This is a genomic window from Pedobacter sp. JY14-1 (assembly GCF_029269825.1).
Lineage (GTDB): Bacteria > Bacteroidota > Bacteroidia > Sphingobacteriales > Sphingobacteriaceae > Pedobacter.
Window position 1 is genome coordinate 89,105 of sequence record NZ_JARJHU010000001.1, and the last position, 16,646, is coordinate 105,750.

Genomic DNA, 16,646 nt, shown 5'->3' on the forward strand with positions numbered 1-16,646 from the left:
GTTAAATTAAAGGCCGTACCGTTGTTTAACCGCTTTAATGTCCAGAGCGGAAAGACCAACACGCTGGCCGATCACCTGTCCCGGAGAGACCGTTTTCAACGGTGACAATGCTTTCTTAGATTCGTCTTTCACCATTCCGCGGCAAAACTCCGGGTAATGCATAATTGACCCGTAATCATAAGTAGTTCCGTTACCGGTCCCCTCAACAGGTTTGAAATTTTTTTGCTCTTTCTCCAGAATATTATCGAAGTGAATGTCTACCCAGGTCTTCCAGTCTTCACGGGATTGTTCATGGAACAGGCCAAGCGCATGGCCGATTTCATGGATGATACTTCCTTTAGGTGTGTTATCAGCCAGGGTGAGTTTTTGTCCCTTCCCAACCATTCCGACCGCAGAGGACGGGCCCGTTCCCTTGACAAAATCAACAAAATTAACATCCTTAGGACCGGCCTTGACAAATTTAAGGCCCGGAACTTTATCCTTCCAGTGTTTGATCGCTTCTTCGATCAGTTCAGCATTGGGGGCAAAATCCGTCTTGTAATATACTGTGTTATCCGGCCACGTTTTACCATTGACTCCCCAGCTTTTGGTCTGGCCTGAGCCGTCATCAGGTTGTAAACGGATACGGATATCTCCCTGCAGGATCGCCAGCGTATCGTTGCGTTCCACCACTACGGGAATGGCCTTGTTTTCCAGTTGAAAAAGGACGGTATCGGGTTTAAGATGTTGTGAATTGCCTGGATCGAAAGTTTCCGGGCGGTCGATAGGTTCCGGTTTCGGAGTGCAGCCGCAAAGAACACCTAAAAATGCAGCGATGAGGGTAACATTAATTTTCATATCAATTTAGAATTTAAGCAATACAAACGTCTGCTTATCAAACCCACATCAATACCCTGGCGGACGTCAAAATAATCACCACCAGTAAAGCCGGCGGGAGCCGGTACGGTGCGGGTGAGGCAGCGAACCTGGCGGATCAAAAACAGAAATAAGCTTAATTCCTTTCAAACACACGGGGCGGTACCCTACTTCTAACACGAAATAAAGAGCATTATTCAGCTACAACTAAGTTAATTAACTTCGAGTCAAATAACCAAATCCGGAACAAAATATTTTAAAATATTTTTCTTTAAAAATGAAACCTGTTTTCGGGTGATTACAACATCCTTACACGATCTTTGTGGTTTTATTTACAGTAACAATATGATTCCAGTGATAAGGGTCGGCGTCCACTCCTGTGCGGATATCCTGAAGGGCCCTGCTTAATCTTGCAGAAACTCCATTTTCACTGACAGACGGAAAATAACTTGTGCCCAGAATATCGATTTCGCTGATCGGCGTAAATACGGCTGCTGTGCCGATACCAAAGGCTTCAACAGTGCTTCCGCGCTGAAATGCATCCTGAAGCTCTTCGTAGCCTATCTCCCTTTCTTCTGTAATCATGTTTCTGTCACGCGCGAGCGTCAGGATGGAATCGCGGTTCACGCCGTCAAGGATCGTATCTTTCAGTGGTGGGGTAACCAATTTCCCGTCAATCACAAACATGACGTTCATGGTTCCCGACTCCTCAATAAATTTGTGCGTTTTACCGTCTGTCCACAGTACCTGATCAAAACCCTGCGCTCTGGCCAACCGGGTAGGAAGCAGGGCGGGCCCATAGTTTCCACCATGTTTGGCATATCCGGCTCCACCCTCCGCTGCGCGGGTATATTGCGTTTCGACTTTTACCCTTACACTGCCATTGTAATAGTTGGCAATGGGCATGGCGATGATCATAAAGCGGTATTCAGCAGCTTCATGTACGCCCAGTCGTGCTTCACTCGCGAACACAAGCGGACGAAGATACAGGGAATTTCCGGCCAGGCCGGAGACCCATCCTTCATCAGTGGACACCAGGCTGTCGAGCGCGCTGATGAAGAGTGGTTCAGGTATTTCCGGCATACACATGCGCTCCAGCGAGCGGTTCAGTCGCTGCAGGTGCTTATCCGGACGAAATATGCTGACCTCCCCGTTGATCAGCCTGAAAGCCTTCATACCTTCAAATACCGTTTGTCCGTAATGCAGGCAAAGCGCCAGCGGACTGATCAGAAAATCCTGAAAAGGCCTTACTTCTGCCTCTTGCCATTTGCCATCGCGGTAAACGGCACTGAATAGATGATCGGTCGGATTTTGTCCGAACCGGATGTTGCTGAAATCGTACACAGCAAGCCTGCTGGAGCTGCTGCGCTGTAAATGAACTGGATAGGTCATGGTCTTAGATTTATAATTAGCTGATTTTTTGTATTCACATCAAAAGCTCCCGGATGAAAGCAATGGAAAATACCGCTCCCTTAGTATTTGCCGGTGATGCAGTGCGTGCCCCGCAATAATGTAACCCAGGGCGAAAGCAGAAATGCGGACTCCACTGCAAGTCCCGGTTCTCCGGAGCATGGTCATGTCAAAGCTTTCAAATAAGGCCGCCGTACCCTGGACAACCAGATCAAGTTCATCCAGAAGGCTGTTGATGCTTCTGTATGATGCATTAGTAAACTTGGAAAAAGTGTCTTCATCAAATCCCGGAAGCGGAGTCTGATCATTCCGTGCAATTCGCAATGCCCGGTAACTCAGGATACGCTCGGTATCTGAGAGGTGCTGGAGGATGTCGCGGACGGTCCATTTGCCCGGAGCGTAGGTAAGGTGATTCATTTTTTCGAGCAGCTGCCGGTCATTGGCTTCAAACAACTCCTGGTGACTGGCGAGTACCTCCAATACCGGCAGGTCGTCGGTAAGACGGATATAAGGCTGGTGCCATGGATGGATGGGATGTAGTAAATCGATATCTTTTCTGGTCATAGCGCAAAAATCCTTTAAAAAAACATACATGTACAGATGCAGAATTAGTATTTTTGACCATAGCAGATGGAAACAAAAACGCTACTTTACGAGAATATTGCTGCTGATATAGCCCAACAGATCAGCCAGAAGACACTGCGCATGGGAGACAAGCTGCCCTCTCTGCGGGAGATTTGTGAGCGGTACAGGGTGAGCCAGACGACTGCCCTTCAGGCTTACTATCAGCTGGAAGCAAAATCGCTGGTTGAGTCCAGGCCGAGGTCCGGTTATTTCGTCTGCGGACAGGCCAGTCGTACCCTGCCCCTACCAACAGTAAGTGCGCCCGGCCCTGCAGGTGGCAATGCCGCGCACGAACTGATCAGCCGGGTGTACGGGGATATGGGCCGGGGCGGAGCGGTTCCCTTATCGATGGGTGTACCTGCGCTGGAACTGCTTCCGGTGGCCAAACTCAACAAAGGTCTGGTCCAGGCTTCGCGGACATTGCCCGGCAGTGGCCTGGAATATGAACAGGTGCAGGGTAATGAAAACCTGAGAAGGCAGCTTGCAAGGTTTTATGGAACAAGCGGCCAGGCACTGACCAGCAACGATATCGTGGTCGCTTCGGGCTGTATGGAAGCTTTGTCGCTTTCTCTCATGGCGGTTACCCGGCGTGGTGACACCCTGGCCGTGGAAAGTCCCGTATATTTTGGCATTTTGCAACTGGCACAAAGCCTCGGGTTGAACGTGGTGGAGCTGCCGACACATCCCCAGACAGGTGTCGAGATTGATGCGCTGAAAAAGGTACTTACCTCCGGAAAAATACATGCCTGCCTGCTGGTCAGTAATTTCAACAATCCCCTGGGAAGCTGCATGCCGGACACACATAAGCAGGAAGTAGTCCGGTTGATCCAGCATTACGGAATTCCGCTGATTGAGGATGATATTTACGGTGAGGTATACTTTGGCAGCAGGCGTCCGCGCTCCTGCAGGTCCTTCGATGACAGCGGACTGGTCATGTGGTGCAGTTCGGTTTCTAAAACCCTGGCCCCGGGTTACCGGATCGGCTGGGTAGCTCCGGGCAGGTTCAAAGCGCAGGTGCTGCGTTTGAAATTATACCATACCATCACCGGTGCTACCATTACCCAGCAAGTGATTGCCCAGTTTCTGGAAACCGGGCGATATGCCCATCACCTGCGCGGCATGCGGCAGGTTCTTCATGCCAATTCGCTGCGTTATGCAGGGGCAATCGGTGATTATTTCCCCGAGGGCACACGCGTCAGCCGGCCCGGTGGCGGATTCATGCTTTGGGTAGAACTTGATCCCGGTGTAGACACCGCAGTATTGTATGATCTGGCGATGCGCCAGCAGATCAGCATTGCGCCCGGCAGCATGTTTTCACTGCAAAACCAATTTACCAATTGCCTGAGGTTAAGTTATGGGATGCCATGGAACACAACGATCGGGGATTCGCTGAAAAGACTGGGGCGCCTTATTGCTGCCTTATAAGTATTTAAAAGAACATGGACATTGTAAAAGTACCCGAAGCCACTCACCTGCAGCCCCAGCTGGCTTCCGGAGATATCCGCTTTGTAGACTACAAAGACCAGGGAGCGCACTTCAATAACCGCGTAATGTTCGATTGCTGCGCTTTCAGTTTCGTACAAAACGGGCAGAAGCACATTTACAGGGCCGGGGCCAATACCTTGTTGTACCCTGGTTACGGCATGCTGATACCTGAAGGAAACGCGCTGATCGCCGAACACAGCAACAATAATGAACCCTACCAGAGTGTACTTGTTTTTTTCCCGGGTAGTATAGGCCGTGAATTTATCGCAGCCAGAGGGATAACCGGCAAAACGGAAACCCTGCCGGCACCTTACATTCATTTCCGGACCAACGCTTATATGCAGGAGTATATCCGGAACATCCGGTCGCTGATCAACAGTGGGCAGAGACTTTCCCGGGAAATGGCAGAACTGAAGGTCCGCGAACTCCTGACAGCCATGTATGAACGTGCCCCTGAACTGATGCATGCCATTTTCAGGCCACAGGGAAACCTGACCCTCAAAACCCTGGTAGAGAAGAATCTGCTCCATCCGATGACCATTGAGGAACTCGCCTTTCTCGCCAACCGCAGCCTTTCGTCCTTCAAGCGTGATTTTCAAACTGAGTATGGGCTGTCGCCGCAGAGATACATTCGGGAAAAGCGCCTGGAAATGGCTTGCGCTGAGCTCATTGGCGGAAGATCTGCCAGCGAACTCTATCTGGATTACGGCTTTAGGCACCTGCCGAATTTCCTGGCTGCTTTCAAGCGCAGATATGGGCTCACGCCGGCTGAATACCTAAAACACCTCAAATCTGGACGTTCTGCATAATGTTTTGAGCCGATCTCATTACTGCCGGAAGGGAGAGCGGATTTACATTTGGATCATGAAAAAACTACATTTAATCATTCTTTCCCTGTTTATAGCCGGCGGCACTTTTGCCCAAACATTTACACTTGCCAGTAAAGACCTCGGAGGCCAGTTTTCCCAGGAATTTTTTGCGGGAAATTTTGGCTGCAACGGCCAGAATAAATCTCCTGAATTACACTGGATCAATGCCCCTGCTGAAACCAAAAGTTTCGCCGTTACGATGCATGACCTCGACGCTCCTACCGGGAGTGGCTTCTGGCATTGGGTGATCATCGATATTCCGGCCACCGCCACAGCGTTGCCACGCGGTGCAGGTAATATTGCTGCAAAACTTGCGCCTGCAGGCAGCCTGCACAGGATCAACGATACAGGTGAGCCGGGTTATCAGGGCCCGTGTCCGCCGGAAGGCGACCAGGAACACCGCTACATCATTACGGTTTATGCCTTAAAGTCAGACAAGACTGCCGCAGGGCCTTCAAGCCCCGCAGCATTGACCGCCTACCTGCTGAACACGGCAGCTTTGGCGAAAGCCTCAATCATCGTTTACGGTAAACGATAACTCGAACTACGGATATGATCTACATTGTTGGTACAGGGGCAATCGGTAAGGCCCTGGCCGTGTTTTTAAAATTATCGGGACAGCAGGTAACATTGGTTCGTGGCAGCGTGGACGATCTGCCGGAAACCCGGGAGACAGTTCGCGTCCGGATATCCGCAGATCAGGAAATGACAGCAGACCTGCCTGTGCAGACACTAAACAGCGTGACAAGCCTGGAAGGCCCGGTATTGGTGGCCGCAAAATCTTACGGAAACGAAAACATTGCAGAAAAACTTGCTAAGATGAGCAAAGATGTGCCGGTATGCTTACTTCAGAACGGGCTGAATATTGAGCTGCCGTTCACCGGGAAAGGTTTCCGGGAACTTTACCGTTGCGTGCTGATGGTGACCAGTCAGTTTGCCGGGGATGGAACAATAGCGTTCAAACCAGTAGCTGCTTGTCCGGTCGGAGTGATCAGCGGCCAGGAATCGGTGCTTTCCGCTTTGCTTGACCAGTTGCAAAACCGCTGGTTTACTTTTCGTATGGAAAATCCGATTCAGCCATTGATCTGGAAAAAAGTGATTGCCAATTGTGTTTTTAATTCCATATGCCCCTTGTTGGAGACCGATAACGGTATATTTCACCGCAACCCTGGGGCGATGAGGATTGCGGAAAGCATCATTATGGAATGTATAGGTATCGCAGGACGGTTTGGGATTGTACTGGATGACAGGGAAGTCAGAGATATGGTTCTTGCGATAAGTCACGCATCGGACGGGCAGTATATTTCTACCCTTCAGGATATCCGCAGCAAACGACCGACAGAAATCAGTACCTTGAACCATGCGATAGTCGGGCTGGCGCGCAGCCTTGGTGCAGAAAGCCTGGTACCGCAAACCCGCATACTGGGTGACCTTACGGAGATTAAATCACGGCTATAAAAAAATCCGGGAACCTGCCATTACAAAGCGGTTCCCGGATTCCTGCAAACGAAATAAAAACTTTACTTCATTTCAGACTGGATCTTCCTGATCATATCCAGGTGCGACTTCACAACCGGGGCAGTCTTGGCGGCAAAAGCCTTCAGCTCGCCGTCTTTGCAGTTCTTACTGCCGTCTTCCATTAGGGAAAGGGTCTTTTCATGGCCTTCCACCATGGCAGCAACATAAGCTTTATCAAAGTCCATTCCCGATTTAGCGCTCAGTTCCGTTTTCTTTTTAGCATGTTCATCATCCAGCATGGTGGGCAGGGTGATCCCCTTAGTCTTGGCAATAGACATCAGTTCCTCATTTGCCATACCGTGGTCTTTAACCATCATAGCAGCAAAATCCTTCACCTTCGCGTTTGTAGCTTTTTCCTGTGCCAGTTTGCCCAGTTCAACTTCTGCCATACCACCTACAGCCGCCTTATTGGCAAACTCAATATCCATTTGATCCGTGGCCATCGCAGTCGTATCGGCCATTCCCATGGAAGTGTCAGTAGCCATTGTTGTCGTATCAGCGGAGTCACTGGCCTTATTCGACCCTCCGCAGCTTTGCAATGTCAGCGATGCGGCTCCAAATGCCATCGCAATAAATAATTTTTTCATAAGATCAGTTTTGTTTATTCCATAACTATCCGGGAATCAATTTGTTTAATTTTTTTTACAAATCTCATCATATCAGGTCTCTGATCCATCAGCTGGCTTTTGCTGCTCATACATCATATGTGCAACAGTGCTGTCCGGCGCCAGATTGCTCACACCCACCTGCACTTTATTTTTAAAACCAGATATCACTTTATCATCACCACGCATCAGGGCCTCATAGCCGTCTTTCGCAACCACTGCCGGATCAGACAGGGAATCTTTATCCTGGACAATCCTGCTCTGCAGCATATCCGCTTTTGCAAAAAAATCGGTGTCTGTCGGACCGGGCATAAGGGCGGTAACCGTAATGTCCGTATCCCTTAACTCTTCACGGATGGCTTCGCTGAAAGACAGCACAAATGCCTTCGTACCATGGTACACCGCCTGCCAGGGGCCTGGTACCTTGCTGGCAATGGAAGCAAGGTTCAGTATCTTGCCCGAGTTCCTGGCGACCATGTCCTTCACAAACAGTTTAGTCAGGATCACCAGTGCCGAAATGTTCAGGTTAATGATATCCAGTTCCCGGTCAATATCGGTTTCCTTAAATTCTCCGAATTCACCCTGCCCCGCATCGTTTACCAGGACATCGATTTCAATGCCCATCGATTTCACATCTGCATAAACGGCAAATGCCTCTTCATTATCGAAAAGATCTTTGGAAAGCGTCACGACCTCTCCACCATAAAATTTCAGTTCGGCCGCTGTTGCTTCCAGCACATCCCGGTCACGTGCAACAAGCACGAGGTGATATCCGTTTTCTGCAAACAGCTTGGCTAGTTCCAGGCCGATCCCGCTGGTACCGCCGGTGATCAGCGCATAAGGTTTTGAATTTTCCATATTTCCTTTTCTCAGGTTAACAAGGCCTGCATGTATAAGTTTTGTGTTTTTTAGGATCAGATTTTTTAACGTAACCGGAAAACAAATGCCGCGTAAAAACACTTCATGAGGTTGTAAACTGGATGAAACCGAAACCAAAGGATGATGAAAACAGATACTTTAACTGCATGTGCTAAATTGCTCATTGAGAACAAACTCACTATTGCTTTTGCAGAAAGCGCAACTGCTGGGCGGATAGCTGCAGACTTTTCCCTGCAGCCAGATGCCGGAAAATTCCTCAAGGGAGGAATTGTCTGCTACGATGCCTGCCTGAAATCCGACTTGCTCAAAGTTCCTCAGGAATTGATCGACACCCATACCCCCGAATCTATGGAAGTGACGCAGGCGATTGCCAGCGGGCTTGCCGGACTCATACCTGCAGACATCCATTTGGGCGTTACAGGGCTTCCTGCGCCCGGCGGCAGTGAGACCGAAGAAAAACCGGTAGGCACCATGTTCATTTGCGGCATGCTGGGCGAAAGATCCATTTTTTCGGATCGGGCTGTCTTTGAGGGAAGCCCGGAGGAGATTGTTCAGCAAACTGTCGCTAAGGTCGCAGTACTGATCATCCGGTTTTTATCTGCCAAAGCATATACCAATAACCTTGATCAACTATGAAAAAGAATAGCTTCCTTTACCGGAACTCGCTGAGCCTGGTTTTTCTCGCCCTGTTTATCCTTACCCTGGCTGCACAGGCGATCAGCGGCTGGAAGACCCACAACCAGGAACTTGCGGAAGACCATGCCCCGCCGGTCGGCTTCGGCACCTATTTGCACAGCGGACACTTTGTCTCCGCTACTTTCGAGAATTTCGAGAGCGAGTTCCTGCAAATGTCACTGTATGTGCTGCTGACCGTATTCCTGCGGCAGGCAGGATCTGCAGAGTCTAAACAACTAGAGGGCGAGGAAGAAGTAGACCGCGAGCCAGTAGCCTCAAAGGATGCGCCCTGGCCGGTCAGGAAGGGTGGTTGGATATTGAAGCTCTACGCCAGTTCGCTTTCCATATGCTTCGCCATATTGTTCCTGATCAGCTGGGGTATGCACCTTTATGGCAGCTGGATGGACACCAATGCGCAACATGAGATCAGGCACGAGCCCAGGGAAAGCATTGCCAGCTATCTTACCGGGCCTGAGTTCTGGTTTGAGACCTTTCAGAACTGGCAGAGCGAATTCCTTTCGGTGTTTGCCATCGTGTTCCTCACCATTTACCTGCGCCAGAAAGGTTCTCCGGAATCTAAGCCCGTAGATGCACCCCACACACAAACTGGAAAATAAAAAAGCGCCATTAAGGCGCCCAATCGATCTTGTCATAACTGCTCCATTGCATATCGGAACTGGCAACTGCCGTTTTCACCTCCGCACTGCGTTGTTCGCCAAGTTGCTTATCAGTCTCGATCACCGTTTCCATGGTCCGGGTGGTACCTTCAGGTTTCAGCCCCGTCAGACCTTCAGTATTGCGCACTTCAGAGACAGGGTCCGCCACATACTGCCATTCCTCGCCAAGCTGGCTGGAAGCACCTTCGTTCCAGGGCCCCTTGACTTCCGGACCATCTGACATGTTATAATACCGGTTGCTGTAACGGGGATCACTTTGCAGGACACCCGGAGGGAAATTCGGCTGTATGGTCTGGAGTGCCGCCTCAAACATCTGGTAATGTGCAACTTCCCTCGTCATCAGGAAACGCAGCGTCTCTCTGACATAAGGATCATCAGTGAAATTCAGCAGATACTCATAAACGATCTTTGCACGGGACTCTGCTGCGATATTTGACCTCAGGTCAACCGTCAGGTCGCCATTCGCATTTACGTAACTTCCCTGCCACGGATTACCATTTGAATCAGTAACCAAAGGCCCTCCGCCGCTCAGCGCAAAAAATTGTGGATTGCCCATAGCCTGGTGGATGTATTCTTCCTTATTGGCCGTCCCGCCAAGCAATGTGGTGATGTCATCCTTCTCGGAAGCCTCCTTAAGGTCTCCGTTTACACCGCTGAGCAGCATCTGTATCGTGGCGCCGACAATCTCGAGGTGGCTGAATTCCTCCGTTGCGATGTCCATCAGCATATCATATTTGTCGGGATAAGGATGCCTGCAGCTGAATGCCTGCGTAAAGTACTGCATTGCGGCTTTAAGTTCGCCATTCGCGCCGCCAAACTGCTCCAGCAGGATCCTGGCAAATCTGGGGTCTGGTTTGGAGACCCTTGCATTGAACTGTAATTCTTTTACATGATAAAACATAATAATTGGATTTAGTTGATGAATGATAACTAAGCAACAGGACCATAAAAGCATAGTTTTAAGTAATCTGCAAACCGGTATTTATCCCAGGAAAAAAGGTTAAATACGCATTTGATTGCGGTACACGGTTTCAGCGACTCGACGCTGCCGCTGACCCAGTATGCAGATGGCGGGGCAATAAAAAGCTGAAACCCGTATTCCTCAGCCAGATGTCGCAGGCTTGAGGCTTACGGGTTTCAGTGGTTCGAAGCAAACTGACAGCTTATAGCTGTTCAGCTTTTGGAGTGCTTTTTCCGGCAGGACCAGTAAATGAGCAGTCCGGCCGCCGCGGCGATCGCCACTTTTTTGGCAACACCGGCTGGGTTATACTTCCATTCTGCTTTCCAGCCACGCTCAGTACAGATATCCGGGATATATCCCCTGGACAGGTCGTCGATGACACCTTCAACCATATTAACGCGGTCGGCCAGGATAAGGGGCAGCCAATGCCGGTAACTGTCTTCGCTGTGTCGGAAGGCATACCGGCGGATGGCGCCGCTGAGTCCCGAAGGTGGCACCGTATTTCCAAATACCCTGGATAAGGCAGGTCGTTCATTGGACATCAGGATTTCCACATCTGGCTCCTGCTGCTGCGACCGCTCGTAATTGATTCTTTTATGGTCGTCACCGGTATAGTTTTTCATCGGATAGGTAGGCTCGTTTTCCGGATCGGCATCCATGCCCCATCCCGGTATCTGCCTGTAGTCAAAGTTTTCGCTGTTTGCCATGATCGCTTAATAAAAATTAGGGGACTAATACAGTTTTGATACAATTGTCCAGTTTGGACGAGAAAATACGATAAGCATCCGGTGCCTCGCTGAGCGGTATCCTGTGGGTAATCAGCCCCTTCGGATCAAGCCTTCCCGATTGCACATGATCGATAAGTCTTGGCAGCAGACGCTTGACGGATGCCTGGTTCGCACGGAGGGTGATACCTTTGTTGAGCACATTGCCGATCGGGATCAGGTTAAACGGCGGCCCGTAAACGCCTACGACCGAAACAATACCGCCTTTCTTTACGGAATTGATCGCCCATTGCAATGCGGTTCCCGCACCGGCCTGCATCAGCATCACGCGTCCGCTAAGCGTTTGCAGCGGGTTACCCTCCGCCTCGCAGCCCACACAGTCGATGCAGACATCTGCACCATACCAGTCGGTAATCCGCTTGAGAAAGACAACCGGGTCCTTCATAGATTTGAAGTTATACGCCTCGCATTTCGCATAGTTGCGTGCAAATTCCAGCCGGTAGTCGATATGGTCGATAATGATCACCCGGGATGGTCCGAAGAACCAGGCGCATCTTGCAGCCATGATGCCGATAGGGCCCGCTCCGAAGATCACTACGGTATCCCCTTCCTTAATACCGCCCATTTCAGCGGCCTGGTATCCGGTAGGCACCACGTCCGTAAGCAAGACAGCGTCATCGGGGTCCATCCCTTCCGGGATCACCGTAGGTCCCACATCTGCATACGGCACCCGCACGTACTCCGCCTGTCCGCCATCAAAGCCGCCCGCAGTATGGGAGTACCCGAAGATGCCGCCCACCGCTGTAGCCATCGGGTTGGATTCATGACAGTTGCCGTAAAGGCCCTGCTTACAGAAATTACATTTGCCACAGGCAATGTTGAACGGTACCAGTACCTGGTCGCCGACCTTTAGATTCTTTACCAGTGGTCCTACTTCTTCTACAACACCGGTAAATTCATGTCCAAAGGTAGAACCTACCCTGGTGTCCGGCACCATACCATGATAAAGGTGCAGGTCTGACCCGCAGATGCAACTGCGGGTCACGCGGACGATGGCGTCTTCCGGATGCAGAAGCTCAGGCATTGGCTTTCGTTCCATACGGACCCTGTAGGGCCCTCTGTAATTCATTGCTAACATAGGAATGGTTTTTAATTAATGTTGTTCGTTGCGCGGTAAGTAAGTGTGGCAAATACAGTAAACACGATATGTGCGGGGATACGCTGTATATAGAAGTCCAGGTATTTAATACGTGGCGGCAACGGATGAAGTTTGAAGGTTGCCTTCCAGATCAGCATACCGGCAAGGCCGGCTATAGTCCCGAGCAGCAGGCTGTTCCTCAGATTAGGTTTGATCTTGCCGCGCTGCCACAATTCGACAAACACTGCCGCAAATACAAAGCCCATTGCGTAATGTGCACCCCATCCGGCAATCGTCCCGGCCCTTTTTGACAGCGTCGGGGCCATACGGCCGATCATCGTGCCCAGGTGTTCGGGTTCCCGGAAATTCTCGCTGCCCAGTCTTGTCATGAGCTCACTGCCGATCGTCATGAATGTAGTACCACCCACCCCTGCCGTCACTGTGTTGATCAGTGTTTTCATTTCCTGTAACTCCTTTAATGGTTACCTGCCTGCCTGGTCGCTTTCTGACGTTTCATATCCGTCGTGTCCGTGCCAGTGCTGTTGTCACCCGAGGTACTCCCGGTAGAAGTTACGGTATCCGTAGCTGTAGTATCGTTGGAAATGACCGTGGTATCGATCTGTGATGCTTTTTCTTCAGGTGAGGTGCAGCCTGCCGATGTGGTCATTACGGTCAGGGCATAAAAAGAAAAGGCGGCAAAAATTGTCATCGGTTGTATGCTCAGGTTTTTCATAATTGTAGTTTTTTATATTGCAACAGGGTATGCCCTGAAAAGTTCAGCAGCACCGCATAAACGCGTAGAAGCCGTAACGAAACTACCCGCTTAAGCTTTAAAGTCTGGGGATAGCATAAGAAGAACACGTGAAAATCCGGAGAATTCAGGTAGTTACACGCAAAACCAAAGTTGGTAACAGCTGTTAATTCAGCATATCAAATAATTAATATTTATGAAACCTGTTACCATCTGGGCCGCAAATTCAGAAGCGGAACTTTCCGGTTTAGCACCTTCCGCGGTTTTAAAATTTAACAAAATGCACCTGGAGGCCTTTCTGACCAGTGACTCGTTGTGGCTGATACATACCTGGCCGGACGGCTGCAGGACCGGATTTCGTACGGCCTTCTCCCCTTCCGGCAACTTGGAGCTCAAAGCACGTGAGGAAACGGATATGGGAACACAGTTCGAACTGGAATGCGCTACATTGAAGTTTACGGTAACAATCCAGTTCCCAGACAGCGGGAACAGCGTCTTCCGTTATCAGACCATACTGACGCCAAAAATCCCGGTGTATATCACTTACTGGCCGAAAGACATCTTACCTTTTGGAGCGGACAGTAAGATCAAACAGGACGGAGAGATCCATACGAACCAGGTCGGGACCAGGTCAGGACTTCTTTTCTTTAACGACGGACAGTCGGGCTCGGTATTCTATTTCCAGAACCTGACCGCGCTGAACGATTATTGCCAGGAAACAGAGACATCAGCCGGGGAACTGGTAGGCGGTTCGTGGCCAGAGATAGGATTTAACCTGCCCCAGGCCGGAAAACCATTGCAAAAAGGAACTCATTACCAGGTTTCGGACGCGTTTGTGCGCCTGCTGGACGAGACGCCGTCTGAAAAAACCGCAGTTTGCGGCCGTTTCCTTGACCACCTTGCCGACACTTACCTCCTGTTACCGAAGCCTGAACGGCATTACCATAATTGGCTGGACACGGTTGAAAAAGGCATTCAGGACCTGACCTATCATAAAGGTTGCTGGACTTACGGCGGCGGGCATACTTATCTGAATGCTTATGTCGCTGATTACAAGAGTCCTCCTGAAATCATGGTGCAGCTTGCGGTACTGTTGCCAATGGTGGAATATTTAGAATGGAAGGGTGAAAAAAATCATCAGCTCGTAGCTGAAATAAAGGCGGGGATTGAACAGTTTTACCAGCCTGATATGCGAACCGTGGTGCGCTGGCTTCCTGCGCTGGAAAAGAACCTCGACCATTCGGAAGAACAGAAAAAACCGCGGGTAATGGATGCCTGGTATCTGCACCATCCGATAATGAACCTGGCCAGGCTTGCAGAAAGGGGCGACAAAACGGCCTTAAAGCTCTTCAATGATGCGATCGGCTATGTCATGCGTGTAGCACGGCATTTCGATTACCAGTGGCCGGTATTTTACCAGATGGACACACTGAAGGTGATCAAGGCGGAGACATCTCCCGGCCAGGGCGGTGAAAAGGACGTACCGGGCACTTACGCTGATCTGATGCTGAGGGCCTGGAAACTTACCGGCGACGACAAATACTTCAGGGAAGCCGTAAAGGCGGCAAAAAAACTCGAAGGACTTGGATTTGAACTATTTTACCAGGCCAACAATACCGCTTATGCCGCGGGAGCCATGTTGCGGCTCTTCAAGGAAACAGGTAAGCAGAAATACCTGGATCTGAGCTATGTCTGCCTGGCCGGCGTGTTCAATAATATGCAGCTTTGGGAATGCGATTATGGTTATGCCAGAAACTTTCCTACCTTCTTTGGTGTGTTCCCGCTCAAAGACGCACCGTACACAGCGGCCTATGAAGAACAGGAAGTGTTTGCTGCACTTCACGATTACCTGAAAGAAGCCGAAGGGATAGACATCAAGCCTGCCGTCAGGCTGCTGATCGCCGAATTCATCCGGCACATGCTGGGTCGCGTCGTCTACTACTACCCCCCTATGCTGCCGCAGGAAATGTTGGTGACCGAGCCAAAGACCGGCGAAATAGACCCGAAGCTGTGGATAGCGCTGGAAGACCTGCATGACGGCTGGGAACAATGCGGAGAAGTGGGCCAGGAAGTATATGGCGCAGGCATCGCCTTCGGCGTCATACCAAGACAGTATTTCAAGTCGCCTGGCGAGGAATTTATTTTATTCTGCGACTATCCCCTTACCAAACTCAAAATGGGAAGGAAAAACATCAAACTAAAGACCGGAGGTGACGGCAGGCTCAACTGCAGGGTGATTCTTTTGCTGAACCAGCAAGGTAATTACAGCTTCTCTGTAACCACAGGAAAAAAGCCGGAACAGGAAATCGAACCGGTTAAGATCAGCAGGGAACTGGTAGAATACAATCTTTGCGGCAACCAGGAGGTTACGATCAGCTGGAAAAAAAATTAGTGGATCAGCGCTACGAATACTGCTCCGGTTTCTTCTTTATCCTGTGCGGTTTCAAAAGCTTTATTGATTTCATCCAGGGGGAAGCGGTGCGTGATCATTTGCCTGGCGTTCAGCTTACCCTTGGCCAGCAGGTCAAGGCACATCTTCATCTCAGGATAAATACCCCAGAATGAATAACTGGCACTTGGGATCAGTTTGATTTCCCGTTTCTGGATCCGCTGCCATTCCAGGCCTATGGATATCTCCCCTTCTTCGAAGCCACCTACAATCACCAGGTTTCCCCCGATCCTGGTGAACCTGGTGGCTTGGGGAAGCGTTTCGGGCATCGACGGGCCGCCCGCACATTCGAAGGTGATATCGGCACCGCGTAGACCGGTAAATTCCATGACCTGCTGATAAACATCTGCTTTTTTAGTGTTGACGACCTTGTCTGCGCCAAGCGCAACGGCCATTTCCAGTGAAGAGTCGACGATATCGGTAACGAGCACATCAGCACCCGAGGCTTTTGCAAGCTGAAGTTGTCCAAGGCCGATAGGCCCCGCCCCGATGACAACGACTCTATCATTGATCTTCAGTCCGCTGAGCTGCTGCGCATGCAGGCTCACCGAAAACGTATCGAGCAAAGTAGCTTCCTCATAACTGACGTGCTCAGGAAGCTTGTGGAATTTCGTCGAGGGTCCGATCACATATTCGGCGAAGGCCCTGGATATGGTTTCCATCCGCACCCGGTATAAATTGGGGCACAGGTTATATTCCTGGATCCGGCACCAGTCACAGGTGCCGTCGCCAAGCAGCGTTTCGATAACCACCCGGTCACCCGGCTTAACGTTTTTAACCGCCGGGCCTACCTCAACTACCTCTCCTGCCATCTCATGCCCCATAATCCTGTGTTCAAGATCTGGGTTTTCTTTCTTCCAGTGACGCAGGTCAGTGCCGCAGATCCCGGATACCTTCACCCTGGCGCGTACCCAGTCTGGTGCGGGGATTTCCACCCGGTCCACTTCCTTTACTTCAAACTTGCCGTCTGCAGTCTTTAATGCAGCTTTCATTTTTTGCTCAGACATAATGAATTGATTATATGT

Annotated in this window: 18 protein-coding genes; 7 read left to right on the forward strand and 11 right to left on the reverse strand. The window is 50.4% G+C overall.

Features of this window, described 5'->3' with window-relative positions; all coding sequences use genetic code 11:
• Positions 1-6 precede the first annotated feature (6 nt).
• The 3 genes from P2W84_RS00360 to P2W84_RS00370 form a co-directional block, all read right to left on the reverse strand.
• Positions 7-837: a M12 family metallopeptidase gene (locus tag P2W84_RS00360; protein ID WP_276088105.1), complete on the reverse strand. Its 831-nt coding sequence runs from the start codon at positions 835-837 to the stop codon at positions 7-9.
• Between the two features lie 327 nt (positions 838-1,164).
• Entirely contained in the window at positions 1,165-2,247 is a 1,083-nt protein-coding gene (locus P2W84_RS00365) for a branched-chain amino acid aminotransferase (protein WP_276088106.1), read from the reverse strand.
• Between the two features lie 39 nt (positions 2,248-2,286).
• Positions 2,287-2,829: a DinB family protein gene (locus P2W84_RS00370; protein WP_276088107.1), complete on the reverse strand. Its 543-nt coding sequence runs from the start codon at positions 2,827-2,829 to the stop codon at positions 2,287-2,289.
• A 66-nt stretch (positions 2,830-2,895) separates the two neighbouring features.
• Here P2W84_RS00370 and P2W84_RS00375 point away from each other — a divergent pair, with 66 nt between their 5' ends.
• Genes P2W84_RS00375 through P2W84_RS00390 form a run of 4 tightly spaced genes read left to right on the forward strand, consistent with a single transcriptional unit; the run spans position 2,896 to position 6,701 of the window.
• A complete protein-coding gene (locus P2W84_RS00375) occupies positions 2,896-4,314 on the forward strand; it encodes a PLP-dependent aminotransferase family protein (protein WP_276088108.1) in 1,419 nt (472 codons plus the stop codon).
• A 14-nt stretch (positions 4,315-4,328) separates the two neighbouring features.
• On the forward strand, positions 4,329-5,183 hold the full coding sequence (locus P2W84_RS00380) for an AraC family transcriptional regulator (protein WP_276088109.1): 855 nt from the start codon (positions 4,329-4,331) through the stop codon (positions 5,181-5,183).
• 55 nt (positions 5,184-5,238) lie between these two features.
• Positions 5,239-5,781: a YbhB/YbcL family Raf kinase inhibitor-like protein gene (locus P2W84_RS00385; RefSeq protein ID WP_276088110.1), complete on the forward strand. Its 543-nt coding sequence runs from the start codon at positions 5,239-5,241 to the stop codon at positions 5,779-5,781.
• A gap of 14 nt (positions 5,782-5,795) precedes the next feature.
• Complete coding sequence (locus tag P2W84_RS00390; RefSeq protein ID WP_276088111.1) at positions 5,796-6,701, forward strand: 2-dehydropantoate 2-reductase; 906 nt, start codon at positions 5,796-5,798, stop codon at positions 6,699-6,701.
• Between the two features lie 62 nt (positions 6,702-6,763).
• Here the strand turns inward: P2W84_RS00390 and P2W84_RS00395 are convergent, their stop codons facing one another.
• Both P2W84_RS00395 and P2W84_RS00400 read right to left on the reverse strand, forming a co-directional pair.
• The gene (locus P2W84_RS00395; protein ID WP_276088112.1) at positions 6,764-7,348 is read right to left on the reverse strand and encodes a DUF4142 domain-containing protein; all 585 of its coding nucleotides are present in this window, start codon (positions 7,346-7,348) and stop codon (positions 6,764-6,766) included.
• A gap of 72 nt (positions 7,349-7,420) precedes the next feature.
• Entirely contained in the window at positions 7,421-8,224 is an 804-nt protein-coding gene (locus P2W84_RS00400; RefSeq protein WP_276088113.1) for an SDR family oxidoreductase, read from the reverse strand.
• Positions 8,225-8,368: 144 nt separating this feature from the next.
• Here P2W84_RS00400 and P2W84_RS00405 point away from each other — a divergent pair, with 144 nt between their 5' ends.
• Both P2W84_RS00405 and P2W84_RS00410 read left to right on the forward strand, forming a co-directional pair.
• Positions 8,369-8,881, forward strand: a complete 513-nt coding sequence (locus tag P2W84_RS00405; protein WP_276088114.1) for a CinA family protein — start codon at positions 8,369-8,371, stop codon at positions 8,879-8,881.
• Positions 8,878-9,537, forward strand: coding sequence for a DUF6766 family protein (locus P2W84_RS00410; RefSeq protein ID WP_276088115.1), 660 nt, complete (start codon positions 8,878-8,880; stop codon positions 9,535-9,537). Before P2W84_RS00405 ends, P2W84_RS00410 begins: the two co-directional genes overlap by 4 nt.
• A gap of 10 nt (positions 9,538-9,547) precedes the next feature.
• Here the strand turns inward: P2W84_RS00410 and P2W84_RS00415 are convergent, their stop codons facing one another.
• From P2W84_RS00415 to P2W84_RS00435, 5 genes are all read right to left on the reverse strand, one after another.
• Positions 9,548-10,498 (reverse strand): manganese catalase family protein, encoded by a 951-nt coding sequence (locus tag P2W84_RS00415; protein WP_276088116.1) that lies wholly within the window; start codon positions 10,496-10,498, stop codon positions 9,548-9,550.
• 272 nt (positions 10,499-10,770) lie between these two features.
• Complete coding sequence (locus P2W84_RS00420) at positions 10,771-11,265, reverse strand: hypothetical protein (RefSeq protein WP_276088117.1); 495 nt, start codon at positions 11,263-11,265, stop codon at positions 10,771-10,773.
• Between the two features lie 16 nt (positions 11,266-11,281).
• A complete protein-coding gene (locus P2W84_RS00425) occupies positions 11,282-12,421 on the reverse strand; it encodes a zinc-dependent alcohol dehydrogenase (protein ID WP_276088118.1) in 1,140 nt (379 codons plus the stop codon).
• 11 nt (positions 12,422-12,432) lie between these two features.
• Positions 12,433-12,882: a hypothetical protein gene (locus P2W84_RS00430; protein WP_276088119.1), complete on the reverse strand. Its 450-nt coding sequence runs from the start codon at positions 12,880-12,882 to the stop codon at positions 12,433-12,435.
• Positions 12,883-12,896: 14 nt separating this feature from the next.
• Positions 12,897-13,154 (reverse strand): hypothetical protein, encoded by a 258-nt coding sequence (locus tag P2W84_RS00435; protein WP_276088120.1) that lies wholly within the window; start codon positions 13,152-13,154, stop codon positions 12,897-12,899.
• A gap of 214 nt (positions 13,155-13,368) precedes the next feature.
• On the opposite strand from P2W84_RS00435, the gene P2W84_RS00440 reads away from it, so the two are divergent.
• On the forward strand, positions 13,369-15,564 hold the full coding sequence (locus P2W84_RS00440; protein ID WP_276088121.1) for a hypothetical protein: 2,196 nt from the start codon (positions 13,369-13,371) through the stop codon (positions 15,562-15,564).
• On the opposite strand, the gene P2W84_RS00445 is transcribed toward P2W84_RS00440, so the two are convergent.
• A complete protein-coding gene (locus P2W84_RS00445; RefSeq protein ID WP_276088122.1) occupies positions 15,561-16,628 on the reverse strand; it encodes an alcohol dehydrogenase catalytic domain-containing protein in 1,068 nt (355 codons plus the stop codon). The genes P2W84_RS00440 and P2W84_RS00445 overlap by 4 nt on opposite strands.
• Positions 16,629-16,646 lie beyond the last annotated feature (18 nt).